Annotated in this window: 23 protein-coding genes; 9 read left to right on the top strand and 14 right to left on the bottom strand. The window is 48.5% G+C overall.

All coding sequences use genetic code 11. The annotated features are described in order from the left end of the window. Positions 1–93 precede the first annotated feature (93 nt). From AR543_RS25020 to AR543_RS02190, 7 genes are all read right to left on the bottom strand, one after another. Positions 94–243, bottom strand: a complete 150-nt coding sequence (locus AR543_RS25020; protein WP_082472091.1) for a gallidermin/nisin family lantibiotic — start codon at positions 241–243, stop codon at positions 94–96. Positions 244–346: 103 nt separating this feature from the next. Then, complete coding sequence (locus AR543_RS02165; protein WP_060531435.1) at positions 347–979, bottom strand: helix-turn-helix transcriptional regulator; 633 nt, start codon at positions 977–979, stop codon at positions 347–349. Between the two features lie 338 nt (positions 980–1,317). Further along, the gene (locus AR543_RS02170) at positions 1,318–2,523 is read right to left on the bottom strand and encodes an amidohydrolase (RefSeq protein WP_060531437.1); all 1,206 of its coding nucleotides are present in this window, start codon (positions 2,521–2,523) and stop codon (positions 1,318–1,320) included. Further along, positions 2,516–3,754 carry a Zn-dependent hydrolase gene (locus AR543_RS02175; protein WP_060531439.1) on the bottom strand — a complete coding sequence of 413 codons (1,239 nt, stop codon included), beginning with the start codon at positions 3,752–3,754 and terminating at the stop codon, positions 2,516–2,518. The genes AR543_RS02170 and AR543_RS02175 overlap by 8 nt, the downstream gene beginning before the upstream one ends. A gap of 47 nt (positions 3,755–3,801) precedes the next feature. Then, positions 3,802–5,049: a hypothetical protein gene (locus tag AR543_RS02180; RefSeq protein ID WP_060531441.1), complete on the bottom strand. Its 1,248-nt coding sequence runs from the start codon at positions 5,047–5,049 to the stop codon at positions 3,802–3,804. A 291-nt stretch (positions 5,050–5,340) separates the two neighbouring features. Then, positions 5,341–5,679 (bottom strand): darcynin family protein, encoded by a 339-nt coding sequence (locus tag AR543_RS02185; RefSeq protein WP_060531443.1) that lies wholly within the window; start codon positions 5,677–5,679, stop codon positions 5,341–5,343. Between the two features lie 194 nt (positions 5,680–5,873). Further along, entirely contained in the window at positions 5,874–6,455 is a 582-nt protein-coding gene (locus AR543_RS02190) for a Crp/Fnr family transcriptional regulator (protein WP_060531445.1), read from the bottom strand. 367 nt (positions 6,456–6,822) lie between these two features. Here AR543_RS02190 and AR543_RS02195 point away from each other — a divergent pair, with 367 nt between their 5' ends. Continuing rightward, positions 6,823–8,478, top strand: a complete 1,656-nt coding sequence (locus tag AR543_RS02195) for a glycoside hydrolase (protein ID WP_060531447.1) — start codon at positions 6,823–6,825, stop codon at positions 8,476–8,478. Between the two features lie 432 nt (positions 8,479–8,910). Further along, positions 8,911–9,861 carry a copper amine oxidase N-terminal domain-containing protein gene (locus AR543_RS02200; protein ID WP_060531449.1) on the top strand — a complete coding sequence of 317 codons (951 nt, stop codon included), beginning with the start codon at positions 8,911–8,913 and terminating at the stop codon, positions 9,859–9,861. Positions 9,862–9,922: 61 nt separating this feature from the next. On the opposite strand, the gene AR543_RS02205 is transcribed toward AR543_RS02200, so the two are convergent. The 3 genes from AR543_RS02205 to AR543_RS02215 form a co-directional block, all read right to left on the bottom strand. Continuing rightward, complete coding sequence (locus AR543_RS02205; protein ID WP_060536605.1) at positions 9,923–12,271, bottom strand: carbohydrate-binding domain-containing protein; 2,349 nt, start codon at positions 12,269–12,271, stop codon at positions 9,923–9,925. 76 nt (positions 12,272–12,347) lie between these two features. After that, positions 12,348–13,040, bottom strand: coding sequence for a DUF4956 domain-containing protein (locus AR543_RS02210; RefSeq protein WP_060531451.1), 693 nt, complete (start codon positions 13,038–13,040; stop codon positions 12,348–12,350). Then, the gene (locus AR543_RS02215; protein ID WP_060531453.1) at positions 13,033–13,842 is read right to left on the bottom strand and encodes a polyphosphate polymerase domain-containing protein; all 810 of its coding nucleotides are present in this window, start codon (positions 13,840–13,842) and stop codon (positions 13,033–13,035) included. Before AR543_RS02215 ends, AR543_RS02210 begins: the two co-directional genes overlap by 8 nt. 711 nt (positions 13,843–14,553) lie before the next feature. Between AR543_RS02215 and AR543_RS02220 the strand changes: the two genes are divergently transcribed. Then, complete coding sequence (locus tag AR543_RS02220) at positions 14,554–15,231, top strand: response regulator transcription factor (protein WP_060531455.1); 678 nt, start codon at positions 14,554–14,556, stop codon at positions 15,229–15,231. Next, positions 15,231–16,508: a sensor histidine kinase gene (locus AR543_RS02225; protein ID WP_060531457.1), complete on the top strand. Its 1,278-nt coding sequence runs from the start codon at positions 15,231–15,233 to the stop codon at positions 16,506–16,508. Before AR543_RS02220 ends, AR543_RS02225 begins: the two co-directional genes overlap by 1 nt. Before the next feature lie 199 nt (positions 16,509–16,707). On the opposite strand, the gene AR543_RS02230 is transcribed toward AR543_RS02225, so the two are convergent. Next, positions 16,708–17,217 (bottom strand): hypothetical protein, encoded by a 510-nt coding sequence (locus AR543_RS02230; RefSeq protein ID WP_227871819.1) that lies wholly within the window; start codon positions 17,215–17,217, stop codon positions 16,708–16,710. A gap of 353 nt (positions 17,218–17,570) precedes the next feature. On the opposite strand from AR543_RS02230, the gene AR543_RS02235 reads away from it, so the two are divergent. Next, positions 17,571–18,470, top strand: coding sequence for a diacylglycerol/lipid kinase family protein (locus AR543_RS02235; protein ID WP_060536606.1), 900 nt, complete (start codon positions 17,571–17,573; stop codon positions 18,468–18,470). 104 nt (positions 18,471–18,574) lie between these two features. Here the strand turns inward: AR543_RS02235 and AR543_RS02240 are convergent, their stop codons facing one another. The 3 genes from AR543_RS02240 to AR543_RS02250 all read right to left on the bottom strand — a co-directional run bounded on the left by AR543_RS02240 (position 18,575) and on the right by AR543_RS02250 (position 21,050). Next, positions 18,575–19,321, bottom strand: coding sequence for a class I SAM-dependent methyltransferase (locus tag AR543_RS02240; RefSeq protein WP_060536607.1), 747 nt, complete (start codon positions 19,319–19,321; stop codon positions 18,575–18,577). 394 nt (positions 19,322–19,715) lie between these two features. Beyond that, entirely contained in the window at positions 19,716–20,291 is a 576-nt protein-coding gene (locus AR543_RS23990) for a hypothetical protein (protein ID WP_060531459.1), read from the bottom strand. Between the two features lie 207 nt (positions 20,292–20,498). Next, complete coding sequence (locus AR543_RS02250) at positions 20,499–21,050, bottom strand: hypothetical protein (protein WP_060531461.1); 552 nt, start codon at positions 21,048–21,050, stop codon at positions 20,499–20,501. Between the two features lie 97 nt (positions 21,051–21,147). Between AR543_RS02250 and AR543_RS02255 the strand changes: the two genes are divergently transcribed. From AR543_RS02255 to AR543_RS02270, 4 genes are all read left to right on the top strand, one after another. Next, positions 21,148–22,062, top strand: coding sequence for a phosphatidate cytidylyltransferase (locus tag AR543_RS02255; protein WP_087071241.1), 915 nt, complete (start codon positions 21,148–21,150; stop codon positions 22,060–22,062). Positions 22,063–22,331: 269 nt separating this feature from the next. Next, entirely contained in the window at positions 22,332–22,748 is a 417-nt protein-coding gene (locus tag AR543_RS02260) for a LysM peptidoglycan-binding domain-containing protein (RefSeq protein ID WP_060531463.1), read from the top strand. A gap of 404 nt (positions 22,749–23,152) precedes the next feature. Next, on the top strand, positions 23,153–23,782 hold the full coding sequence (locus tag AR543_RS02265; RefSeq protein WP_060531465.1) for a LysE family translocator: 630 nt from the start codon (positions 23,153–23,155) through the stop codon (positions 23,780–23,782). A gap of 37 nt (positions 23,783–23,819) precedes the next feature. Beyond that, positions 23,820–24,857: a CdaR family transcriptional regulator gene (locus tag AR543_RS02270; protein WP_060531467.1), complete on the top strand. Its 1,038-nt coding sequence runs from the start codon at positions 23,820–23,822 to the stop codon at positions 24,855–24,857. The last annotated feature ends 165 nt before the right edge of the window (positions 24,858–25,022 follow it).

Below are 25,022 nucleotides of genomic sequence, written 5' to 3' on the forward strand. Positions count from 1 at the left end.
TTCATCAATTGAATCCTCCATGCAAAATATAAAAAGGAGAGGAGAGAAGAATATGAATATTCTCTCTCCTCTCCTTGCACCGCAGGCTACATATTAAGCACAGGCGAAGATGCAGCTTGTACACAGGGTAGCTGTAGGATTACAGCCCGGTGTGCAAAGGGACTTACTTTTGATTTGAGGAGTAACCTCGGAACTCTTAAGTACTTGTACATCCAAATCGAACATGCCTTTTTTTTCTGCCATTATGAATGCTCCTCTCAATAAATGTATTAGATCTAGATCTGATATGAGATTAACATTAAAAGGAATTTATTATAATGTATTTCCATGCGTTTCTTTTGCGTGATTACGCAAACTTACCATCATACATCCATTGCTGTATCGTTGATGGACGAATATGCCCCTGCATCATTCCTTTCATGGAAGCTTCTACCCGGTTGGTGGCATTCAGTTTATTGAAAAGGTTGGTTATGTAATAAGAGACTGTCCGTTCACAAATATGTAGATGCTGAGCAATTTCCTTGTTGGTCAATCCGCTAATCATCAGTTCCAGTACTTCGGTCTCCTGTGCAGACAGCATATTCTTGCTGTGCAGATTAGAGATGGTAAAATTTTTGCTGACCATAATAATCACATTGGAAATCTCATCAATTTCCGCTTCTTTGGAAATGATAGCGTCTGCGATTTCACTCAGAGTATAGTGGTAAGGATGGACATAATTGGAGAGTGAGATCAGGACTACTTTGAGTTCCGGATAGCTTTGCTTGATTTCAGCAAAAGATTGGTAGGTATCCGGATTCATCTCTACATCAGCAATAAGCACGTCGATGTTATGTTCCAAAATCTGCTGAGCAATCAAACAATCGGATTCGTATTTTCCGGTAATCACGCTAAACCTTTCGCACTTGCTCAAGTACGAATCCAGCCCTCTTACAACCAAATCACTTGTTCCAGTCACCAGTACAGATAGTTGGCGCACAATTCTTCCTCCCTATTAGTAATAATTTGTAAAACTATTACAATGCCCATTCTTTTCCATATTACAATGGATTTAATAACCATTAAAAGTTAAAAATTGTCAATAAATATATAAAATACAGGAAATGTTGCATGCAAAATAATTAGCAAATTGAGGGATCTTTTTAGTGCTATAAATCGTATCCAGACGGAGAATCCAACTCGCCTACCTTCATAAGCAGAACCCGATCCTAACCCTAATTCATCTGTGCGTTATAAAATAAAGAAACAGTAAAAAGCCGTTGGATCTACTCCAACGGCCTTTCTTTTATATAACATTCCCGACATTCACTTCCGCAATCAACGATTCAAATATGCCCATGCATACTGCGCATACAGCTCTGCTCCGGTCGCCAAGGCATCTTCATCAATATTGAACTTGCCATGATGATGCGCCCACTGTGTATCCTTGTCGGCATTGCCGCTGCCAACCAGTGCAAAGCTGCCGGGTACCTCGTCCAGATAAAAGCTGAAGTCCTCGCCGCCCATCGTCGGCTCCTCCTCATACAGCACCTGTTCTCCAAAAGCTGCTGCAGCTACCTGTTGGACCAGATACGCACTGGTTTCCTCATTAATGACTGCCTGGGTACCGCGTACATATTCCAGTTTGGCTGTCGCCCCATACAGCGCAGCGATCTGATCAGCATAGTGCCGAAGCTGCTGCTCGATATGATCGCGGGTCGCCGGATCAAAGCAGCGCACCGTGCCTTCGATCACGGCATGTTCAGCGATAATATTGAATCGGGTACCTACTGTCATTTTCCCTACCGTTACGACCGCAGGCTGTCTCGGCGCCACGGTGCGTGAGACAATCGACTGCACATTCATGACAAAGGAAGAAGCGACAATCGCCGTATCAATACAATCCTGCGGCATCGCTCCATGTCCGCCTCGTCCCTGGAATGTCACGGTGAACAGATCGGCCGAGGCAAAGGAAGGGCCCGGACTGCAGGCCACCGTATGGGTAGGCATCTGCGACCAGATATGAATGCCAAACACATTGTCTACACCTTCCACCGCTCCCTGGCGTACCATCTCGCGCGCACCCTGGGCAACTTCTTCTGCCGGCTGGAAAATAAGCCGTACAGTTCCCGGCAGCTCTTCCCTGACCTCATTCAGCGCCCGCGCAGCAACCAGCAGCATGGAGGTATGCGCATCATGGCCGCAGGCATGCATTTTACCTTCTTCTTGCGAAGCATATGGCAGATGCTTGTCGATCTGCTCCACAGATAGCGCATCCATATCGGCACGCAGAGCAACGGTTTTGCCCGGCTTGCCGCCCTGAATATCCGCGATGACTCCAGTCGGTATCGTCTTGCGATAGCGGATGCCCAGTTCATCCAGATAACTGCAGACGAATGCGGTTGTGTTGATTTCTTCCCAGGACAGCTCGGGCTGGCTATGCAGATGACGGCGCAGCCGGATCAGTTCCTCACCGGAAGCGGCTATGCTTTCCTTGATTTGGGCGTTCAGAAGATCGGTTGGCAAGGTCTGTATTTCACTCATGATCATTCACCTCCGTCAGGGATTTGATCGTTTCATAGAAAATCTGTACAGCTCTCGCAATATCCGCTGCATCCGACCATTCTTCCGGGCAGTGGCTGAGTCCATTACGGCTCGGGATAAACAGCATTCCCACGTCGGTCACATCCGCGAATACCATAGCGTCATGACCGGCGCCGCTGTTGATCGGGCAGTGGGTGATACCGAGCTGTTCACTTTTTTCCCGAAGCAGGGAGCGGATATGTGTATTCATCGCTTTGGGCTTCATATACAGCTGCTGCTGTACGGATACGGTGATGCCTCCCTTTTCACAGGAGGCGGCCAGTTCCTCGGTCCGGCGGATCAGGGTCTGTACATTTTCTTCACGTCCGGAGCGCAGATCGACGGTAAAGACCACTTTGTCCGGAATAACATTGGCGCCTCCCGGCCATACATTCAGCTTGCCTGTTGTAATAACCGATCCGTCTCCTGTCTCCACTGCAATCCCTGGCAGCGCAGCGATGATGCCTGCCGCAGCCACTAGCGCATCTGCACGTCGATCCATTGGAGTCGTACCGGCATGTCCCGCCTGACCCTGTACGGTAATCTCCAGCTGGGCAAGTCCGACGATGGCTTCGACAATACCGATCGGGATACCTTTTTCCTCCAGAATAGGTCCCTGCTCGATATGCAGTTCGAGAAAAGCGCGAATCGTACGCGGATCGCGGATTCTAGGAAGCGAAGTATCCAGTCCGGCCTGCTCCATCGCCTGAATCGTCGTAATCCCGTCTTTGTCCTGCAGATGGGTGAATTGCTGTTCATCCAGAATGCCGAGCATGGCGCGCGAACCCATGAGACCACCGGCGAATCGGGCACCTTCCTCTTCGACCATGGCGATCACTTCGAGCGGATAGACTGGCTGGATCTGATTTTCTTGAAACAGTGCAGCCACCTCCAGACCGGCTATTACACCAGCCGGGCCATCGTAGCTGCCGCCGTTTGGCACCGAATCAAAATGCGATCCGACCAGTACAGCCGGAGCATCCGTCTGTGTACCTTCCAGTCTGCCAAAAATATTGCCGACTCCGTCTTCTCTTACGGTCAGTCCATAATGGGTCATCTGCGCCTTTATATACTCGCGGGCCTGCAGATCCTGTGGACTGTAGGTGAGTCTTGTCGTCCCCTGTCCCGGTGTAGCCGTAAAGGCACTAATGGCTTCAATATGTTCCTCGATCCGCTGTTGAAGCTGCTTCATGGTCATTCCCTCCCTGATTGTTCTGCTTGGTACCTGAATAATCTATTTTATAAAAGCTCCACAAAAATTCCGGCGAGCACTACCGACACGATCGTGACGGTAATAAATCCGCCAACCAGCATCGGCGGCAGCATGCGGCTCGTCAGCATCTCGCGTTCCTGCTCGTCTTCTGTCAGTGATTTTATCACTTCCGACGTAATGATGTAATCCGCCGGGAATCCGTATAATGCAGTAAGCGAGACAGAAAAAGCCATTTCCTTGCTTACTTTGAGCAGTCTTCCGATCAGCATGGAGAACACATACATACCAATGACTCCGATAACAATTGTCCCGACAAGCTGTGGCAGAATCTGCATCATCATCTGCGGAGTCGCTTGCTTGAGTCCGTCAAAAATAAACAGCATCAGGCCAAGAATAGCAAAACCGAATCCATTCGCTTTTTGCAGAGCCTGTTTCTCCAGGAAACCTGTACTTGCTCCGATAATCCCGAACAGCAGACAAAGCACAAATGGACTGATGCTCACTACCGGACTGAGCAGGGTAGAGACCAGATAGGCAATATACGCCACAAGAGCCAGCCGGAAAAATTTGAAAAATTCTGTATTGTACTGCGCAGGCAGCCAGCGGAACATCCGCAGTTCGGAGGATGTCCGGGATGAAGGAACTTGCTCTCCACTTACAGCAGCCGCAGCCGATCGACCTTTGGCCTGTACATTTGCTGTGCCAGCAGTTGTACGATGTTCAGGCAACTGACCGCTGCGATACTGCTGCAGCAGCCGTCGTCCTTCTTTTTTCAGCATCACCGAAGTGAGTGGATAGCCGGCAAAGCCTTGCATCACATAAATAACGATAGCAAATACCGACAGCGAAGCCAGCCCGGCCGCCTTGGCGCCATCCGACATGATAACAGCCGATACTACCCCACCAACGAGCGGCGGAATTGCCACCAGCATCGTCTGGTAATCAAAAATAAATGTACCTATGGCAAACAGGAAAATAACAATACCAAGTACACCCGACAGCGCGATAATAATCGTTTTCCATTGCTGCTTGAGCTCACGAATCGATAACAGCGTACCCATATTCGTGATCAGCAGATACATCAGCATGGTCGCTACAGTAGACGGGATGCCGGCAATCGCTACAATCTCTTTTGGGAAAAACGTCCAATACCCGATCAGGAACAGAATGGCGCTAATAAATACCGAAGGAATCCAAGCCTTCGTACGCACCGATACCGCGTCACCTACAAACAAAATGAAAACCACCAGTACCAGAGCCAATAACTGTGACATTCCATTCCCTCCCTGTTGTGCTGTTGTCTAAAACTGCTATGTATGTTGCCCGTTTCTTCGATGTACAGATCCGTGCGATTGCCTCCTTTGCTGTGTTTTGGGCAATATTAATTGTTGAATATAGTACAGTTCACTGGATCAGTCAACCGAATTAATGCTTTAAAAGGATAAAACAATAAAAAGCCGATGCGACGGTTTTGTTTTCCGTTGCATCGGTCTGTTGTTAGCGGTGGGCAATGTTCGAACACAGCTGTATCCTTTTTTTCGGTCATCGGCAGTACAGCAAACCGATTAATCCATATTCAATACGTTAGTCTCGTAACTCTGAAAAGCATTCTCCATGCCCATAATTACATCTTTGATCTTCATATAGCCTTTGGTATACGGCTCGGAATCCCGGATGGCTTCCCACATATAATGGTACTGCTCCATGTCCGCTGTCTCGCAAACTACAAAGTCCGTATAATCTTTGCCCGGCAGCGCTTCGGCGTCAAAAAAGCGTACCTGTACCGCAGGCTCATGCTTGCGGATAATCTCCTGCAAACCGGCCGCATGCATACGCCGCTCTTCCCGCGGAAGTGCCAGCCAGGAAGGGTAGAATTCCAATAATACAACCATCATATAACGCATCGTTTATCTCTCCTCTATCTCGGTTGTTACAGCAAGCCATGTACAGATCAGCCGCTGTAATAGGATAGGTACAGTGTACGCCCGGCAGGAACGGTTACACATTAACAAAGGTTAATGACAAGCAGGCAAATATTCGCGTTCCCGCTTGATTTATTTTTGTACATGCAGCTATTCAAATGATGGGTTCGCTCCGATCACAGCGAATCACGGCGAAGTAGCCGACTGAGTGATACGGGAGAGACCCCGATATAAGAAGCGATATGATATTGCGGCACTCGCTTCTCCAGACCCGGATACTTACGCAGGCAGGCCTCATATCGTTCACGCGCTGAGGCATACAGCAGCTCCCGCTCCCTTTCTTCCTTGCGGATATACAGTCGCTCGACACTGACCCGGACGAATCGTTCCCACGCATGACTGCTGCGGGTCAGCCGCTTCAACAGATCGTAAGGAATTTCGATCACTACAGAGTCCTCCAGTGCCTCGATCGTATAGGCAGAGGGCTGACCCGTGATCATCGCTGCATAAGAGGTAGCATAATCCTGCTCCATAGTGAAGCCAGCCGTATATTCCCGCCCATCTTCCAGTATATAATACAGCCGGAATAATCCCTGTATACAGAAATGCGCGCTATTCACCAGCTGTCCGGCTTCAATCAGCCGCTGGCCGGAATGGATAGGCCGGAGCACCGTCTGCTGGAGAAAATGCTCCCATTCTTCTTCCGTTACGCCAGCCTGCGCCGCCATCTGGTGTAGAACTTTATCATTCGGTTGCATTCATGCTTCTCCTTTCCTTTTATCAAAATCTGCATTCTTTATGTTTGATTAATCGCATTGGATTGTTGTGTTTTTTATTTCGCTTTTGATATTTACATAGCTTATTTTTTTGTTTGTCACGACTGGCAGAATAGCTTTATTTATTTCCCGCATACCCATTCCTCTATACAGTATACCGGCCAAGCATGCTTCATCGTCAATCCTTGGCGTTCCTACTCTGGCATGAATAAATTAGATTCCTAAAAAATCTGTAATTGGGTATACTTAACATATTGTAAGCGTATACAATAAATTTGTAACGGTATCTCCTTTCTAGTTACCTTTACGCTGCTGTACCTCTATTCACCTATTCAAAGGAGGAATTGTAATGAGAAATGTTCACGGTAACAAAACAGGCTTTTTGCCAAGGCTCGGCGCATTATCACTATCTGTGATGCTGTTCTCCGGTATGGCATCCAGTGCCGGAGCAGCCGGAAGTGACCATGCCGAGTCTATCGCCGCTCAAAAATCTACAACATCTGGCGTACAACAGATTACGATCAACGGTCAGCAGCGGTATCAGGAAATCGATGGTTTCGGCGCATCCGGTGCCTGGAGTATCGACCATATCGGCTCGGAATGGTCGGAAAAGAACAAAAATAAAGTCGCCGATCTATTGTTCTCGCAGGATAAAGGAATCGGACTGTCGATCTGGCGCTTCAATATTGGAGCGGGTAGCGTAGATACCGATCAGGATATTATCAGCGATCCATGGCGCCGGGCGGAGAGCTTCAAATCCGGCGAAGACAAGCCGTACGATTGGTCCAAACAGGCTGGCCAGCAGTGGTTCCTGCAGGCTGCCAAAAAGCGCGGCGTTGAAGAAACCGTCGCTTTTGTGAATAGTCCGCCGGTATGGATGACCAAGAACGGTCACGGCCAGCCCGATCCATCGGTAGGCAGCACTAATCTCAAGGAAGACTATATTGACGATTACGCTGTTTTCCTCGCGGATGTACTGGAGCATTTCCACAAGCAAAAGCTGGGCTTCGACTACATCAGCCCGATCAACGAACCGACCTGGGACTGGAACCGCGCCGGACAGGAAGGTAACCGCTACAATATCGAAGATATCAAAAAAGTGCTGATCGCTCTGGATAAAGAACTGCACAAACGCGGCATCGACACCGAAGTGGATGCGATCGAAGCTGTTGAATACCTATCCCTGCTGGATAACGACATGTACGCTACATATACCGGCAAAGCAGGCAGTACGTATACGAGCGGTAATGCCGGCGGTGCCTTTGAAGGCAAATACAGTGAATATATCAAGGAAATGCTCGGCGATCCGCAAATTGCCGGTATCATCGGCAACAAAATGAGCGCTCACTCCTACTGGTCCGACGAAGCCAAGCCAGGTGACGACCGTCTGGTGCGCCTGCGCGAGCTGGTACGGGAAAACCTCAATCGGTATGTGCAGGACGCCAAGTTCTGGATGTCCGAATACTGTATCCTCGGCGACCGCGGACCGGGACGTGATCTGACAATGGATACTGCGCTGGATGTAGCCAAAGTCATTCACTACGATATGGTAACAACCCAGGCATCCGCATGGCAGTGGTGGCTCGCCGTATCCAAGGAAGATTACAAAGATGGCCTGGTCTATACCGATTACAAAAATCCCGGTGATACCCAGTCCATTATCGAATCCAAAACACTCTGGGCCCTGGGCAATTACAGCAAATTCGTCCGTCCCGGCGCACAACGCATCGATCTACAAGGCGCCAATGATCCGAATGGCCTGATGGGATCGGCATATTATCATGATGGAGACAAACAGCTGTCCGTCGTCTTCGTCAACAGCAGCGATGAAGCCAAAACGATCCATCTGGACGTCACCAACCTGCCAGGCGGCAAGGACGTGAAGCAGTTCAAACCGTATCTGACCTCTGAACACGCCGACCTAAAAAAGCAGTCCACCGTCTCGGTGAAAAAAGATATTACCATTCCAGCTCGTTCCCTGATGACACTGGTAGGGAAAAATTAAGCGCTGGATGACAGACGTACAGGGATGTTTATAGTTAAAATAAAGCCAGTAATCTATTTAACATTCTCTGCTGGCGTATAGATTTACACTAAACAGACCTGATCCAGCCCAAAACAAGTAACAGATTGTTTTAATTATAGACAGTGACCTGCTGCGGCATTATTTTGGTTATTCAAAGCATGAAGTCCGATGATGCTTTTAACACATATGCCAGATGCGGGTCACTTTCTTTTTTTGACTGACAACACTTCAAAACGGCCGTATATTTGCGCTGGTACGTGTTATCGCCGAATCATTGGGCAAGCCTGTCGTATAGAATGTAGCGAATCATATTGTAGCAATCAGGAGAGCAGTGAGTACCACCAACTAATAGTGTAAGAAGAAAAATACTTATAGTCTAATCAACTACTCGTACAAAGGAGAATCCAGATCATGAACAAAAAGCATATTTCCACCGTCTTATTAGGCTCTATTCTGGCTGGCAGTCTGGTCGTGGCTCCACTTGGCGATTCGGTCTATGCAGCCGATACATCGATCCAGATTAGAGGTGCATATGGCGTAGTTCCATCGGATGTGGCTCCATATATTCGGAATGGTGTAACGATGGTTCCAATCAATGTAGTAAGCAAACTAGGAAGCGATAATACGTATGTATCATGGAATAATACCAGTAAAACGGTAACCATAAATGCTGCTGGAGCCAAAACTTTATTACAGCTTGATCAAAAATATGCTCTGCAAAATGGAGCCCGGATCGAGTTGGCGCAGCCTGCCACTTTAAAAGAAGGGGTCGTTATGGTTCCTCTGCGCTTTGTTGGAGAGTCTATTGGTGTGAAAGTAAACTGGGATGCAGCGAACCGAATTGTATATATTGGTGAAGCCAGCTCGTCACCGGTTGATCCTGCGGAGACTTCCGCTGATTCGGCCCTTCAGATCCTGTCCAAACAAAGAGCCAAAGTGATATATGATCTACCCAGAACCGAATTGCCAACAGAACTGCCTACAGTAGGGATGCAGACGGTAACCCACTATTTCCCGGTAGGACAAGCCAATATATTTTTCGAAGCCATGCCTGATCGCATCAGCTATTATGAAGTGAAAAATAACAAAGCCAAGGAAATTTGGTCAGCCAATCACAATGATCAACCCTCTGCCAGCGGCAAAGGCTTACCTTTTTTGCCATACCAAATTACAAAAGAAATAGGAAAAAGACCTTCCATTACTGCTACAGTCGCCTACTACCAATATAGTGCATCCATATCCGATCTACGCTATGGGTTGATCGATACCAAAGGAAATGACACTGAACTGGGTCATACCGATCCTGCACAGATCAAGCAAAGATTCCCTGTAGATCAAAAAGAACTTGCATTGGTAAAATGATCTATTTAGCAGCCAAAAAAAAGCACAGACAGGTCGTTGTAACCTGTCTGTGCTTTTCTGCTTAATTTGTAGCTGTTGTCGTTTCAGTGTTCTGTGCCGCGGTACCCTGGGCTGCATTGCGCTGTGGTCTGCCGCCTCCTCCGCCAAAACCGCCACCGTTCGGGTTGCTGGCGGATACGCCGGATTCGGACAGCCAGGTGATGCTGCTGGAGATATCAAAATCTACGCCTTTGGTGCCTCCGCTGTACGTACCGTCACTGTATAATCCATCAGCTGCTGTACCTGTAGAGGTACCGCCAGTGTACAGCGTATAGCTGCTGCCTTTGGCCAGATCCGGGGAGCTGATAACGACGTACTGATAATCTTTATCCGGTGCGAAGGTCAGGATATTGTTGCCCTCGCTGTCCTGTAGATGCACCAGTGTACCTGCTTTTTGGACTGTCGAATAGCTCATCGCTACCGAATACTGAGTAGATGCATCCGATGGAGCCTGTGCCATACCGGAGCTGCCTGCTGCAACCAGATAACCGCCTGTCATTTCAAAAGTACCATCGTAATCGAGTGTACCGTTACCATTATCGGTCGGACCGTTCACAATCACGGTACCGCCTGACATGGTGATCGAACCATTGGCATCCAAACCGTCGCCGCCTGCTTCGACATACAATGTACCGCCGCTAATATTCAGCAATGCATTGCCTGCGGATTCCGGACCACCACCACCAAAGCCAGTTGGTTTATCCGCGGGCGGTGCTGTCTCTGTAGTGGTCGTAGTATCTGCAGCTTGGGCTGCTGTAGTACTTGCTGTACTATTGGCATTTGCCGATTCCGATGAGGAGGAAGCATCAGCTGTAGTTGTCGTCTCACCTTCCGAAGCATTCACACCGTCATCGCTGGCTATCACATGGGTAGCGCCTCCAGCCACGTTGATCACGGCAGCCTCCAGTCCTTCATAACTCTTGGTAATATTGACTTTGCCGCCGGTGATATTCAGGTTGGTCTCGCCGTGAATACCGTCATCGCCAGTCGCCAGATTCAGTGTCCCACCGGTAATCGTTACACTGGCACCACTGTGTACACTGTCGTCTTTGGCATTGATATTAAACGTACCGCCATTGATCACGAGATCTCCGCCAGCTTTTAAGGCTTTGGCACTCTCGGACGTTTCTTCTGCAGCAGCAGTAGTATCTGCTGCATTCGTCGCTGCAGAAGAAGCGGCAGCCGCGGCTTTTGCAGGTACAGTTGTAGTCGAACTCACTGCTGCGCTGGAGGATACAGACGCTGTAGATACAGTTGTTTCGCTGGTAGTGGAAGCGGGCGTTGTCGTATTCGTTCCTGCTGGAGCCGTTCCCTGTTCACTATCCATCTGCGGAGGAATTCCACCACCGCCGCCGAAACCGCCTGGAGGCATGGACTCGGTATGTGCGTCTGCATTGGCACTTCCACCGCCGGTCGTGATATTGTAGCTTCCGCCATCGGTCACCAGCTTGGTCTCGGCCTGAATACCATCATTTTCGGATTTGATCGTAAACGTGCCATCTGTTATCGCCACGAATCCTTTTTCCGTATCTTCGTCATTGGTCGCTTTGATGCCATCTCCGCCTGCAATCACTGTAAACGTACCCTGCGCGATCGCTACCATATCTTTACCGACGATTCCATCATCCTCTGCCTGAATATTAAACGTACCGGAGACAATCTTCAGATCGTCCTTGCTGGTAATACCATCTTTGTAGTTGGCTTTTACATTCAGTCTACCAGTACCATTGATCGTTAGATCGGCTTTGCTGAATAGAGCAGCGCTCGGTTCGTCGGTCGTGCTGTCTGCGAATACATAGCTGGAGCCGTCCGTAATCATGTTTTCGGTGCCCTTCTGCAAAGTCATGATCACATTGTCCGCTTCCTGGATATAAATCGGTGCGCTGTCTTTATTGGTAATGTCCACACCGTTCAGGATGATATGCACATCCCCCTCACTGGCGCTATTCACCACGATCTGGCCGTCCGTCAGCTTGCCGCTGATTACATACGTACCTGCGGCCGAGATCGTAACGGTACTGCCGGAAGCTTGGGCTCCCGAACCTGTAACGACTGCACGGGTGCTACTCAGCTTGATCTGTGTCGAGCTATCTGCGCTCCAGTCGGTATTGCGGTCGGCATCTTTATAGGTCACGAGATCGGCGCTAGTCAGCTTGACCGGTGTAGTAACCGCTGACGTTGAGATCGTCGAGGTTGCTGCTGTCGAGGATGTAGTTGCGGTACTGGCTGATGTGCTGCATGCAGCCAGCAGAGAAGCCGACAGCAGCAGTGCACTCAGGGTGGCGGCTGCTTTTTGGGCGAGGCTTTTTGAAGCCGGTTTTCTCGATGGAGCGGACGTCGGGTTGGTTTGTTTTTGCGTTACTTTTCTCATCATCCATTGTTCCCTTCCATAATGAACTGTATTGGTGGAGCAGTCCGGGTCAGCCGGACAGATTTGATTTGGTAAATTAATATTCGTTAGCTGGACTTGGGCTCATTGTTAGTGACAGATCCAGATTGCCGTTTCTACAACGGATGGAGTCTAGGAATTCTTTTTGGTTGGTTTCCTGCTTCATGGTGACGAGGTAGATCAGTTCGTACAGGCTGCCGAGTTCGGTGGTTCTGATTTTTTTGAGTTCATGCTGCACGTTGAATTGGTGGAATACTTCGTTAAAAGCTTCTTCGTAGCCCAGATTTTCGGGAATAGTGACTTTCAGGGTACGCTGCATCGTTTTGCGTGTACCGAAGTTAAAGCGGTTCAGCAGGAACATCAGCAGACAGAGAATCAGGGTAAACAGCACCGCGTAACCGAAGTATCCGGTACCGACTGCCAGGCCGGCTGCCATGGTGAACAGGACATAGGCAATGTCTTTTGGGTCGCCGGGTGCGCTGCGGAAGCGGATGATCGAGAAGGCACCGGCCAGGCTGAACGCGCGGGCGATATTGCTGCCGATCAACAGGATGATGATAGACACGATCACCGGCAGCAGCACCATCGTCAGGGTGAAACTCTGGGAAAAGCCGCCGGGATTCGTTTTCATATACGTCAAGCTGATTATGCCACCCAGAATAATGGATACCAGTATGGTCAACAGCGCGCCACTCAGGGTCAGTTCGGTTGTACTGGCGCTTACTGTACTGTTAAATAACGTCTCAAGCATAGCGGATACTCTCCTTCTCGGTAGGAATCTGGATCATGGCAGGCGCAGGAATCTCAATCGTCGGCAGCTGCGGCTGAATCGTAGGAACAGCCTGATTTTTCAGCAATTTCTTGTACTCATTGCCGTATTTGGAAAAGCTCGTCCGGTACAGTCCATGCTTGGACAGCAGCTTGGACAGCCATAGCGGTACAGTGTTCTCTGCTTTGACCTCCATCAGCCACTGATCCGGCTCCAGTAGTTGTTCGCCGTAATCCCCCTGCTCCAGCTTCAGATCGTAGCGGCGGCAGCGGATATTGGTGTCAAAGGTAATGCGCAGATCGCGGCTTTCCTTGCTGAACAGTGCTTTGCGATCGTAGGACAGGTACAGCTTGGGAGCCAGATCGTACAGGCGGAGGAAGTAGGTGATTTCGTTCAGCACCTGCTTGTTCATATACTCCTGGTATTCTGGCACTTGACCGGTACGGACAAATTCGTAGGCTTCATCCAGCTTGAGTGCAGTGCGGCGTTTGTTGACGAGACCGGTAAATTTCTTTTTGATCTCCATATAGACTTTGGCATTGGCCTCTGGTACACCGTATGCCCGGAGGCGCAGTTTTTCTTTGTATTTGGGCTTCGCCAGACTCGCCCGGATCAGCGAATCATGCGGTGTGTCATAGTAGATATTGCTGATCGAGTAAAAGTCGTGCTGCTTGTTGTAGGCATCCAGCTCCATGTATTCCAGCAGATCGCTGTAAAATACATGGAACTTGGCGGTGTTCATCAGATACTTGCTCTCATATCGGTTAAAAACCTCGATAGCCATGGGGATCATTCCTTTTCATTATGGTGTGCAAGGCGTATGCGGCCGTGCGGATAAGCGGTATGGTGTGAGTCATTTGGGCGTTGGTTGGTGTGGTGTCTCTTGTTTATATTTGTATAGTAGAAGGTCAACCTTTAGTGAATCTTAAATGTTTTACATGGCGTTAACATTTTTACGATTTTCTCGAATTTGGGCAAGCCGCTGCGGAAAGGGATTCTGCCATGGTCTCCATTCTCAAAGGTCGGTCTTTGGCAGAATTCCCTTTCCTCCGCTCCATGCTGGAAGTTAATAAGACGTTATTTATTATTTAAAAGCCATTGGAACGATCATTGTTATACGTGGATTCGTTAAGAACAAAATAGAATAGCCCTTTGCTGTGACATTCACAATGTCACAGCAAAAGGGCTACTTTTATAGAATGAGTTACCATAATGACTTCAAAATATTTTTTCTTCTCGCTATATAGGATATGTACATTAATAAGAATAAATTATATTTTATAGCTGGCATACCGATTGTAGATATAGTAATTAAGAAGCAAACATGTTTTTGTTCTTTCTATAAAAATATGTTCTCTCCTTAATAAGTTAAGGTTCGTTAAAGGTATCTGCCTTACAATACAAACATGAACAATCCATGAATACACCGGAGTGATATCCACTCCTGACGATACAGGTATAGCAAGCCAATTTAATATAAAAGAGGTTAACAACCATGCGAATATTAATCGTAGAAGATGAACTGCATCTGGCCGAGGCGCTGACGCAAATTCTCAAAAAGCATAATTACTCTGTCGATGCCGTGCATGATGGGCGCACCGGATTGGATTACGCGCAGAGCGGAATCTACGATCTGCTGCTGCTGGATATTATGATGCCGGAGATGGATGGAATCAGCGTATTGAAGACGCTGCGCAGCCAGGGGAATGCGACGCCGGTTATTCTGCTTACCGCCAAGGGCGAGATCTCGGACAAAGTAACCGGGCTGGATTACGGGGCAGACGACTATATTGCCAAGCCTTTCTCTTCCGAGGAACTGATGGCGCGTATCCGGGCAGCCCTGCGGCGCAAAGGCGAAGTAGTACCGGAAGATGGGCTCAAGTACGGCGATCTGGAGTTGAATACCTCCACACTCAAGCTAACCGTCGGCGGTAAGGAAATGAAGCTGAATCTCAAGGAAAGCGAGCTACTGGAGCTGCTCATGATCCGCAAGCAGGGCGTTACGTCCAAAGAGCAGATTATCGAGAAGCTGTGGGGCTTTGATTCGGACGTAGAGCATAACAATGTGGAGGTCTATATTTCCTTTTTGCGTAAAAAGCTGAACTTCCTGAATTCCACGGTGCGCATCACGACGATCCGTAATGTAGGTTATGTGCTTGAGGTGACGACCTGATGTTCAAGCAGCTGCGCAACCGCTTTTTGATTCTGAATCTGGCGACGATCTCTATTCTGATGCTGGTCGCTTTTGCTTCTATCTATATTATTACCTACCGTGATGTGCAAAATGATGTCCGGATGGATCTAATGCGTATCTCCGACTCTTATCTCAAACCGTTTGACGGTGGTGGAAGTAACCAGCCTCCGCGCAGCAGTCAGGGAACGACAGCCAATAGCGGCGGCTGGACTGGCGCTCAGAATCAGAATACACCGCCGGAACGGGCAGTTGCCTTTATGATCGAGACCGACAGCAGTGGCAAGCAGATCAACAGCAAATCACAGGTCGATATCGACAGCACCACTTATGCCAGTGCATTGCAGGAAGCAACCGCCATGAATACCGATCAGGGCCAGTTTTCGCTGGATGGCAGTGACTGGGCATTTGTCCGGCAGCCGCTGAACAGCGGGTATTTGTATACGTTTCTGGATGTAACCGCCCAGCAGGGCATTCTGACCAATCTGATTTATACATTCACCGCAGTCGGTGTGGTGATGCTGATCCTGCTCTTTTTCACCAGCCGCTACTTTGCCAATCGTTCGATCCGCCCGGTACAGGACGCTTTTGACAAGCAAAAGCAGTTTATCGCGGACGCTTCCCATGAGCTGAAGACGCCGCTCGCGGTGATCAATACCAATGCGGATGTGCTGCTCGCGAATCCCGACGAGACGATTCGCAGCCAGTCCAAATGGCTGCATTATATCAAAGGCGAAACGGAGCGCATGTCCCGGCTGACTGGTGATCTGCTCTACCTGACCGAGATGGAGGATGCGCGCACCGCGATGATGTACAGTTCTTTTGATCTGAGCGAGACGGTGGAGAATCTGATTCTGACGATGGAAGCGGTCATTTTCGAGAAAGATTTGTCGCTGGAGTATGATATCACGCCGGGGCTGACGATTGAGGGCAGCAGCCAGCAGATGCAGCAAGTAATCATGATTTTGCTGGACAATGCGATCAAGTACTGCAATCCCCGTGGCCGGATTCATCTGACCCTGCAGCGGCATGGACAGCAGACAGTCCTGTCGGTCAGCAACACTGGTGAAGGCATTGCGCCCCAGCATCTGGAACGAATCTTTGACCGGTTCTACCGGACAGATGCGTCACGTACACGTTCGCAGGGCGGTCATGGTCTGGGACTGGCGATCGCCAAGTCGATTGTAGAGCAGCACGGCGGCCGGATCGAGGCAAAAAGTACAGTCGGCGAATCTACGACGTTCTCGGTATATTTGTAATTGCATTGGTTAATGAGCATGGATTCATCAATACGATTACTCCCGCCAACCTCAATAGCACACAAAAAAGAGCCGCATCCAAGCGGCTCTTTTTGACAGGCTCAAGATACAGGCGTGTCTCCATATGTATTAATGTTGAATATAAATGGGAGTTATTCACTTTCTGAGCCTGTACACGAAAATGTTCTATTCTGCTATCTTAACGTCCGTTGGTATTGGAAGCCCACACTGGACCTTTTCCTGTAGCATACAGAACAACATTGCCATCATCCTGCACAACCAGTGTATCGCCAATCAGTCCTGCCGGTACATTGCCCTGGTAATGCTCGTTGCTCCATCTCTGTACATCTGCACGCCAGAATGTGTAATCTTTGAACTGATCTGTTACTCTCAGCAGGTTGGGAGTCAGTGTCAGCAGCTGTGGAGATCTGTAAATCACGCGGCCTGTGATTGGATCTCTCCATTTATACTCTGCATCATCCGTATTAGTATCCCAGATTGGATTTCCTGCATCCTTATACAGCACCAGATTCCCATCGTTTTGCATAACCAGATTAAATCGACCGCTCGGAGAAGAAAGCATTTGACCCGGAGTGAGGGATTCGCCTACAGCAAGTGTATTTTTGGCGGATGCAGCCGAAATATCAGCCAGCTGCAGCATAAAAATCGCCATTAAAATCAAAGCCGTTTTCTTTAGCATTTTACTCATAATATGTATCTCCTTTTTGGGTATCGTTTTAATTTCTGGTAAAATATATCATAATATTTTGTAAAAGTAACCATTATTTGTGTTAAATACTGTAAACTTCTTTTATTTTATATACCGTTTTCAATTAGCGCTTTGAGATTCGCAACGACTGTAAAAGTATCGTTCTTTGCTTTATGACTCTTTGTTATATGAATCTGTTGGTGGATTTGCAAATATTCTACTATTTCTCTTATGGAAAATTACAGCAAACCCGGCTTTTTGGGGTAAATAGTAATGATTCACACTTTTATACCGCGTACTCCGCTGTGATGCAGCGTAATCATACTACTGAATGATGAGAAAGGAACATGTCCGTGAAGCGAGCCATGATCATTATCAATCCGTCCTCCGGCAAAGAGCTGGCGCTGGAATACCTGCAAAAAGTCGAACAGCTGCTGCGAAGTGAAGCCGGATATGACGTTGTCGTTAACGAAACTGCCAAAGAACTCGATGCAACCAACTTCTGCATTTCCGCCTGTGAAGACTGCTTTGATCTGGTCGTCTCTATCGGAGGTGACGGTACCCTGCATGAGACCATTAATGGGCTGCTCGACCAGAAGCATCGTCCACTGCTCGGTATTGTGCCTTTGGGAACGGTCAATGACTTTGCCCGGGCGCTGCAGATTCCCCTTGATCCGGATGAAGCGATCCGCACTTTGACCTCTTCGCAGGTTAAGGATGTCGATATGGGACGACTGAATGACCAGCTGTTCGCCAATGTCGTAGCAGCCGGCTCGCTGGCCGAATCCCTTTCCTCCGTATCGTCCGAGGATAAATCCAAGCTCGGTGCATTCGCCTATTTCCGGGAAGGACTGCGTGAGCTCGTAAACAATTCGGCAGCCCCGCTGCGCATTGAATACGATGGTGAAGTCTGGGAAGGCGACTCTCCGCTCTTTATCGCTACACTGACCAATTCGGTGGGCGGATTTGAGAAGATTGCTCCGGAAGCGACCGTAGATGACGGCCTGCTGCACGGGTTTATTTTCAAAGATCTGAACCTGTTCAACACGCTGGCGGTCGGGGCTTCCCTGTTGTTCGGCCATCTCAAGGATCATCAGGATGTGATTTACTTTACCGCTCGTCATATTCAGGTAACGTCCAACCAGCCGGTTCGTACGAATGTGGACGGTGAAGAAGGTCCGGCACTGCCGATCGATATGCATATTCTGCCTGGTCATATCAAAGTAGTCGTACCCGAAGTGCAGGTCGTCTGATTTGCCTCTGATGCTCCTGTCCAATATTCCTGATACACCAATGGATACAGAAAATCATATCAAAAAAGGATACCGACGCGATGTCAGTATCCTTTTTGCTGTATTTATCGATGGGCCACGATTTTGAAACGTTTGGAATTGGTCTGGATGCCTTGGTCTGTACCGTATTCCTGTACAAATCGGTCAAGGATTGCAAAATCCTCTGCCTGCTCGCCGAAATTACGAATAATCGGTGCATGCTTGAGCAGGAAAATCAGATCCTCTACCGTCGCATAATATTCCACGGCATCGTATTCTTCGGAGTGGATATGACGGAAGCCGGCGGCATGCAATTCTTCTGTGTACCGATTCAGCAGTGTACCATCCGGCTGCCGGTCCTGCTCTTTGCCAAAAGCCTGCACCAGATTCCATTTGTCCCCTTCACTGACCTGTTGGGTAAGGAAGACGCCGTCTGGTGCCAGTACCCGTGCAGTCTCGCTGGCGGAGAATGGCGCATGACGACAGGATATAATATTAAAAAATCCATCCGGAAACTGCAGCGCTCTGGCATCCATCTGCAGGATACGTACATTGCGTTGATCCGAGGCTGCCAGATTAGCCGCTGCCCTCTGCATCATGCCTGCAGACTGCTCCACACCAATCAGCAGCAGAGCTGCATCCGCCAGCTCCAGCAGCTCCTCACCGCCGCCGGTTCCAATATCCAGCAGCAGATCATGAGGTGCACAATGCCCGGCTACCTCTTTGTACAGGTCCCATGCAATGCCTTGCGATTCATACTTCATCCGGCTGAAATCCCAGCCATTGTCCGGTCCGACCCGATCATAAAAAGCTCTATATTCTGATTCTCTCATCATTTGATCTCATTCCTTCTCTAATATAATGGGCATATGGTGTTTATCCGATTCGTGAATGGCCGGTAGGTTGTCTGAAGACAGACTGCTCCCTGGATAGCTGGTACGCGTTTTGATCCAGCCCGGCGTCTACTTACTTCGAATCATACGGATTGGCACCTGTTCACCCCATTATCTTGAGAATTAATTTCAGTATAGCCTGTTTGGAAGTCTATTCCAAATCATGGGAGTTGCGATTACACGTATTACGACTATTCTGATAAACACGAACCTCTGTCGGCACCAAAAATGCCAACCGCCTATATTCTGCGGTTGGCATTTTGAGAATAGCGATCCATGCTGCTCACAGCAAGTGATAAGGGTATGGATGCCATTATTATATATTGAATCAAAATCAACGATTAACGCGCGTGCCGTTCACATCACGACGATCTTTACGGCGCAGTAGTCCGAGCAGACCCAGCAGACCGAATAGTCCAATCCAGCCCCAGTCGTTATCATCGTCATCTTCCATATTCATCGTATCGGTAGTTGTACCGGTTGTTCCTGTAGTTCCTGTGGTACCCGTTGTGCCGGTCATATCTGTAGTACCTGTTCCTGTGGTACCGGTAGTGTCTGTTGTTCCCATTGTACCTGTTGTATCGGTTGTACCTCCGGTCGTACCTGCAGGGTCAGTCGTTCCGGCACCTGTCGTACCTGTGGAATCCGTCATTCCTGTTCCTGTCGTATCGGTTGTACCGCCTGTTCCTGTATCCGTACCCATCGTTCCAGTACTATCTGTTCCGGTGGTTCCAGTAGTGCCTGTTGTTCCTGTTGTTCCTGTTGTACCGCCTGCATCTGTACTGGTGCCTGTTGTGCCGGTAGTTCCAGTGGTCCCTGTTGTTCCGCCAGTTGTAGCAAACGTAGGGGTTACCGCTGTCGCAGATATTACCAGTGAAGCGAGAAATGCCAGTTGAAGTTTTTTGTACATGTTGTCGTCTCTCCTCTTAAATGGTTTATTGTTCCTGCTAGGCTAGTATTAACCTTTACCAGTCTGTTCAAACTATATCCATCATATTATTTTGAAATAATTGGATATTTAAATAAGCAAAACAAAAGAGCTGACTTCCTGTCTAAAGAAGTCAGCCCGCATTCATTTGTCCTGTATGCACCACATAAGTTCGACTAACAATGTACCTTATACATTACCCATTTCTGGCTGGTACTCACTTAATTTGCCTTCGTACACCAGATGCAGTTGTTCACTTTTTCGCAGATCATCCGGTGTCACCAGTGCCGGCAGCTTGTTCCACAGACGAATACCTGACCGCTGCAGAATCTCCGCCACAAACTGGGAACAGAAATAAGAGTTGCTGAACTCTACCGGTTCCTTGATCGCTACCCCGATCACACCAAGCAGATTATACAGAAACTTCTGCTGGCTGCGGACAAAAATATGCAGTACCCGCTTCATCTTTTCCACTTCACGGCTGGAGACACGCAGTTCATAGATCACACAGGTGGTATTTGGATATTTACTATATGTACCGGTCTGAATATCTTCTCTCACAAATCCACCATTCAGCGGATTGTTCGGCTGCTTGCGACCAAAGCTGTACAGCTCGGACAGGCTACGATCGAAAGAAATCGAAGCATGATTATACGGTGCCTTGGTATAGGTCTGGATCACCCGGGTGAACAGCGTACCGGTATTGGTCAGCAGGATAAAGACAGACTGTTCGTCGGCCATGTTCAAAATGTCCCCTTATCAAGTTGGAATTATTCCTTCATAATAACATATGATTCCTGTGTTGGGAGTCGAATTCAAGACAGGTTGGTGATCGGTCGTGAGCGGTTCGTTATTTACGTTAATACTGGTTTTTACAGCTTTATTTATTCTACAAATGGTCTACCTGGCTGTTGTCAGGCTCCAGCCGGATAGAGACTACAAAGTTATCGGTACCCGGATCAAAACGTGGTGGGGCATGTTCTTTATTTTCTGCCTGGCGACGCTATTCAATCCGATTGTCTCGCTGCTATCGCTGATGGCACTGACCTTTTTTGCACTCAAGGAATACTTTTCCATGATTCGTACACGCAAAGCCGACCGACGGCTGTTCCTGTGGGCGTATCTGGCGATTCCGCTGCAATTTTACTGGATTTACATCGGCTGGTACGGGATGTTTATCGTTTTTATCCCGATCTATGTCTTCCTGCTGCTGCCGCTGCCGCGCTTGATCAACAAAGGCACCGGCGGGTTTCTGCGTAGTGTCAGCTCGACTCAGTGGGGACTGATGCTAATGGTATTCGGACTTAGCCATCTCGCTTATTTTCCATTTGCTGCACCGGCATATGGCGGCGGACTGGTTTTATTCCTCGTCCTGCTCACCCAGCTGAATGATGTGATTCATTACCTGGCTTCCATGTACATAGGAAAAAAGAAAATCGTACCGACCGCCAACCCGCATATTACATGGGAAGGATTTATCTGTGCGTTTATCGCGACGACAGCCTTTTCCTATCTGGTGCATCCTTATCTGACACCGTTTGGTTCGCAGTTTGCCCTGATCATCGGGATGCTGGTCAGTCTGGCCGGTTTTTTCGGCAGTCTGACGATCTCTGTACTGAAGCGGGATCTGCTGATCGGCGACAGCGACCGGGCCGAAGCGCTCAAAGAAAGTTATCTGAGCCGGGTCGACAGCCTGACTTATACAGCACCTGTCTTTTTTCATGTAATCCGTTATGTATATGATTTTATGTAAATGGTAGATGTACTGATAATAAAGGGATGCCTGAATTTTATTTACAAACAGCCTTTGCTGCATGAAACAATGCAAAAAAGGCTGTTTTTTCATGTAAAACGATAATTGGTTTCTGCATCGAGCAATATATAGGGACGTTAAAATAATTTATTTTATAAAATTCATTAAATAGACTTGTAATTATCTTAATTTAGTAATATTATAAGTATATAAGGTTATTAAACGTAATTAACTACTAAAAAATAATATATCAAGAGGAGATTGTTATCATGAAAACCACTATTCAAAAAGTAATGTTGTCCACTGCTTTAGCCGCCAGCCTGGGAGCTGTTGCTGTTGTCGCTCCAATCGGAGGCAGTCATGCCTTTGCAGCATCCGACACCAAATCCAGTCACGAGAAAAATAAAGATCGTGCAGAGAATATTGCCAACAATGCTGCTTTCCTTGCTGCTCAAGCAGAACAGTTCAACGCATTGTTCGGCACTCCAGAAGAAGTAACAACTACCCAACCGGAAAATAATGCTACACCTTCTGCAGATGCTACCAAACAGGATATTCTTGTTGTTGTTCCACAAGGTGCCAGCCTGACTGAAATCGCTGCTCAATACGGTGTGACTGTAGACGAACTGGTTGCTGCCAACAACCTGCTGCCTGCCGGCTACCAACTGACTGTTCCACAAAAATAAGACTACGCTCCTGATTTGTTCTACAAAAAAATAAATACGCTCCTGATTTGTTCTACAAAAAAATAAATACGCTCCTGCCAGAGCCATTATATATAGCAGCCCTGCTGCATCCAAGAAAGCAGTCCTGATCCGTTTTAGCGGAAAAGGCTGCTTTTTCTGTGTCTGCATCTATTCGCGTCTGATTCTGGCCACGATTTTAACAGTAGTATTGCAGCAGTAACAGCATCGTAGAGCATCGCTATCTTCATCTTTTCTTGCTGTCGCCATTCAGGTAATACGCTGCAGGTTGATTTTGGTACTTTGGCTTTGCCCACTGGCTTCACTTCTTTCGATTACTTGTGGTTCTTTGTTAGAATACAGCTATATCCTAATTTCAAAATCATATAATTCGGGAGATGAAGCGAATGGATCTATTATCGGTACTGTCCTTTCTCGGCACAGCGGTGCTGCTGACCTTGCTGCCGGGACCGGACAATATGTTTGTGCTGGCTCAGAGTATCGCCCACGGGAGAAAAGCCGGGATAGCGACTACCCTCGGTCTTTGCACCGGACTGCTCGTACATATTACGGCTGCTACACTCGGTATATCGGCGATTATTTACCAATCGGCACTGGCGTTTAATATCGTCAAATATGCAGGCGCCGCCTACCTGCTGTATCTCGCCTGGAAATCGTTCCGGGCACGGGATGAGGAATTGCTCGTTGATAGCGGTCAGCTGCCTGCTCTTCATTTTGGAACCCTATACCGCCGCGGCATTGTGATGAGTTCCCTGAATCCCAAAGTATCGCTGTTTTTCCTCGCGCTGCTGCCGCCGTTTGTCAATCAGCAGGCAGGCTATGTTCCGCTGCAGATGCTGGTGCTGGGCTTTATTTTCCTGATTCAGGCACTGATCCTGTTCAGTATCGTCAGTGTATGCGCAGGACGGGTACGCGGCTGGCTGATCCGAAGACCTCGCATCTCCCGCAAAATCAATACGATGCAGGGTGTCATCTTTACACTAATTGGACTGAAAGTGGCATTCAGCAGCCGTTAATACACATGGGATATGCAGCAGGTACAGGAGGAAGCACATGTATAGACTCTCGCAAAAACAGGCACAGGATATCGTCGACAAAATGATGCTCGATATCCCTTACAACATCAATATCATGAATGAACAGGGCGTTATTATCGGCAGCGGCAGTACGCAGCGGATCGGCACGATTCATCCCGGTGCGGTAGAAGCGCTCGCTACCGGACAGCGGGTCGAGGTCTGGCAGGACGGTCGCCTGGAGCAAAAAGGTACCAATGAGCCGATTGTGATCGACCAGCAGTATATCGGCGTGATCGGGATTACCGGTGAACCGGATGAAGTAAGGCCTTTTTGTAATCTGGTGCGCACGACCGTATCGCTGTTGATCGAGCAGCGCAGCCGCCTGGAGAGCCTGGCTCATGAAGCCAGCCGCAAAAAAGCTTTTCTGGATACGCTGCTGGAGTACCATGGTTCCTCCTATCCGCAAAAGCTGCGCCGGGAAGCATCGGTATACCAGCTCGATCTACTGCTGCAGACAGCTGTCCTGTATATCCACGGTCTGCAGCTGAATGAACATACCGGCAAATTGCTGCTGCTGTTTCCTTCTTTTCGGATCCATGAAAAAGAAGGCTCCTTTCTCGTCATGGTGCAGAATCAAGAAGAGCTGCTGCCTATTATGCAACGGTTTTTGCAGGATCAGCCGGAGGCTTTTATCGCAGCGGGACGGCTGGAGAATAGTATCGCCCACAGCTATGCACAAGCCCGCGATACGATGCAGATTCTGCTGGCTCTACGTCCACCGTCGCGAATCGCCTGTTATGAAGAAGTGCAATTTCTCGTGCAGTTTAGCCAGGCACCTCTCTCGCCGCTGTCCAATGCAGCTGCCCGGCTGGAAGATACCGCCGATCTGCTGGAGACGCTGCGCAGCTTTATTTACCATAACGGCAGTATCCACGATACGGCTCATGCCCTGAATATTCACCGCAATACCTTGCAGTACCGGCTAAAGCGGATCCATACCCTCACAGGCAAAGACCCGCGTCATCTGCTGGAACTGATCGAGCTGACTCACGGACTACTGTCTCTGCATTTCTGACGCGGTACACTGTGCATCTGACAGAGATGGAGAACAGCATGCAGCACTGCTACAGACAGCCAATTTGTTGTTATCCGTTACATATCTACTGTGATCAGGTATACACCGCCTATATGCAAACTGCAAAAAGACCAGCGTTCTCTTCATCGCTCTATAGATGGCGAA

The organism is Paenibacillus bovis (assembly GCF_001421015.2).
In the GTDB taxonomy this organism is placed as follows: Bacteria; Bacillota; Bacilli; order Paenibacillales; family Paenibacillaceae; genus Saccharibacillus; species Saccharibacillus bovis.

Bases quoted from the DNA above. Each gene is read 5' to 3' on its own strand.
- AR543_RS02190 (WP_060531445.1), bottom strand. From the start codon at position 6,455: ATGCAACCGAATGATAAAGTTCTACACCAGATGGCGGCGCAGGCTGGC.
- AR543_RS23990 (WP_060531459.1), bottom strand. From the start codon at position 20,291: ATGTACAAAAAACTTCAACTGGCATTTCTCGCTTCACTGGTAATATCT.
- AR543_RS02240 (WP_060536607.1), bottom strand. From the start codon at position 19,321: ATGAGAGAATCAGAATATAGAGCTTTTTATGATCGGGTCGGACCGGAC.
- AR543_RS02175 (WP_060531439.1), bottom strand. From the start codon at position 3,754: ATGAAGCAGCTTCAACAGCGGATCGAGGAACATATTGAAGCCATTAGT.
- AR543_RS02205 (WP_060536605.1), bottom strand. From the start codon at position 12,271: ATGAGAAAAGTAACGCAAAAACAAACCAACCCGACGTCCGCTCCATCG.
- AR543_RS02170 (WP_060531437.1), bottom strand. From the start codon at position 2,523: ATGAGTGAAATACAGACCTTGCCAACCGATCTTCTGAACGCCCAAATC.
- AR543_RS25020 (WP_082472091.1), bottom strand. From the start codon at position 243: ATGGCAGAAAAAAAAGGCATGTTCGATTTGGATGTACAAGTACTTAAG.
- AR543_RS02230 (WP_227871819.1), bottom strand. From the start codon at position 17,217: ATGAGTAAAATGCTAAAGAAAACGGCTTTGATTTTAATGGCGATTTTT.
- AR543_RS02250 (WP_060531461.1), bottom strand. From the start codon at position 21,050: ATGGCCGACGAACAGTCTGTCTTTATCCTGCTGACCAATACCGGTACG.
- AR543_RS02200 (WP_060531449.1), top strand. From the start codon at position 8,911: ATGAACAAAAAGCATATTTCCACCGTCTTATTAGGCTCTATTCTGGCT.
- AR543_RS02215 (WP_060531453.1), bottom strand. From the start codon at position 13,842: ATGGCTATCGAGGTTTTTAACCGATATGAGAGCAAGTATCTGATGAAC.
- AR543_RS02265 (WP_060531465.1), top strand. From the start codon at position 23,153: ATGGATCTATTATCGGTACTGTCCTTTCTCGGCACAGCGGTGCTGCTG.
- AR543_RS02260 (WP_060531463.1), top strand. From the start codon at position 22,332: ATGAAAACCACTATTCAAAAAGTAATGTTGTCCACTGCTTTAGCCGCC.
- AR543_RS02210 (WP_060531451.1), bottom strand. From the start codon at position 13,040: ATGCTTGAGACGTTATTTAACAGTACAGTAAGCGCCAGTACAACCGAA.
- AR543_RS02270 (WP_060531467.1), top strand. From the start codon at position 23,820: ATGTATAGACTCTCGCAAAAACAGGCACAGGATATCGTCGACAAAATG.
- AR543_RS02225 (WP_060531457.1), top strand. From the start codon at position 15,231: ATGTTCAAGCAGCTGCGCAACCGCTTTTTGATTCTGAATCTGGCGACG.
- AR543_RS02220 (WP_060531455.1), top strand. From the start codon at position 14,554: ATGCGAATATTAATCGTAGAAGATGAACTGCATCTGGCCGAGGCGCTG.
- AR543_RS02195 (WP_060531447.1), top strand. From the start codon at position 6,823: ATGAGAAATGTTCACGGTAACAAAACAGGCTTTTTGCCAAGGCTCGGC.
- AR543_RS02185 (WP_060531443.1), bottom strand. From the start codon at position 5,679: ATGCGTTATATGATGGTTGTATTATTGGAATTCTACCCTTCCTGGCTG.
- AR543_RS02180 (WP_060531441.1), bottom strand. From the start codon at position 5,049: ATGTCACAGTTATTGGCTCTGGTACTGGTGGTTTTCATTTTGTTTGTA.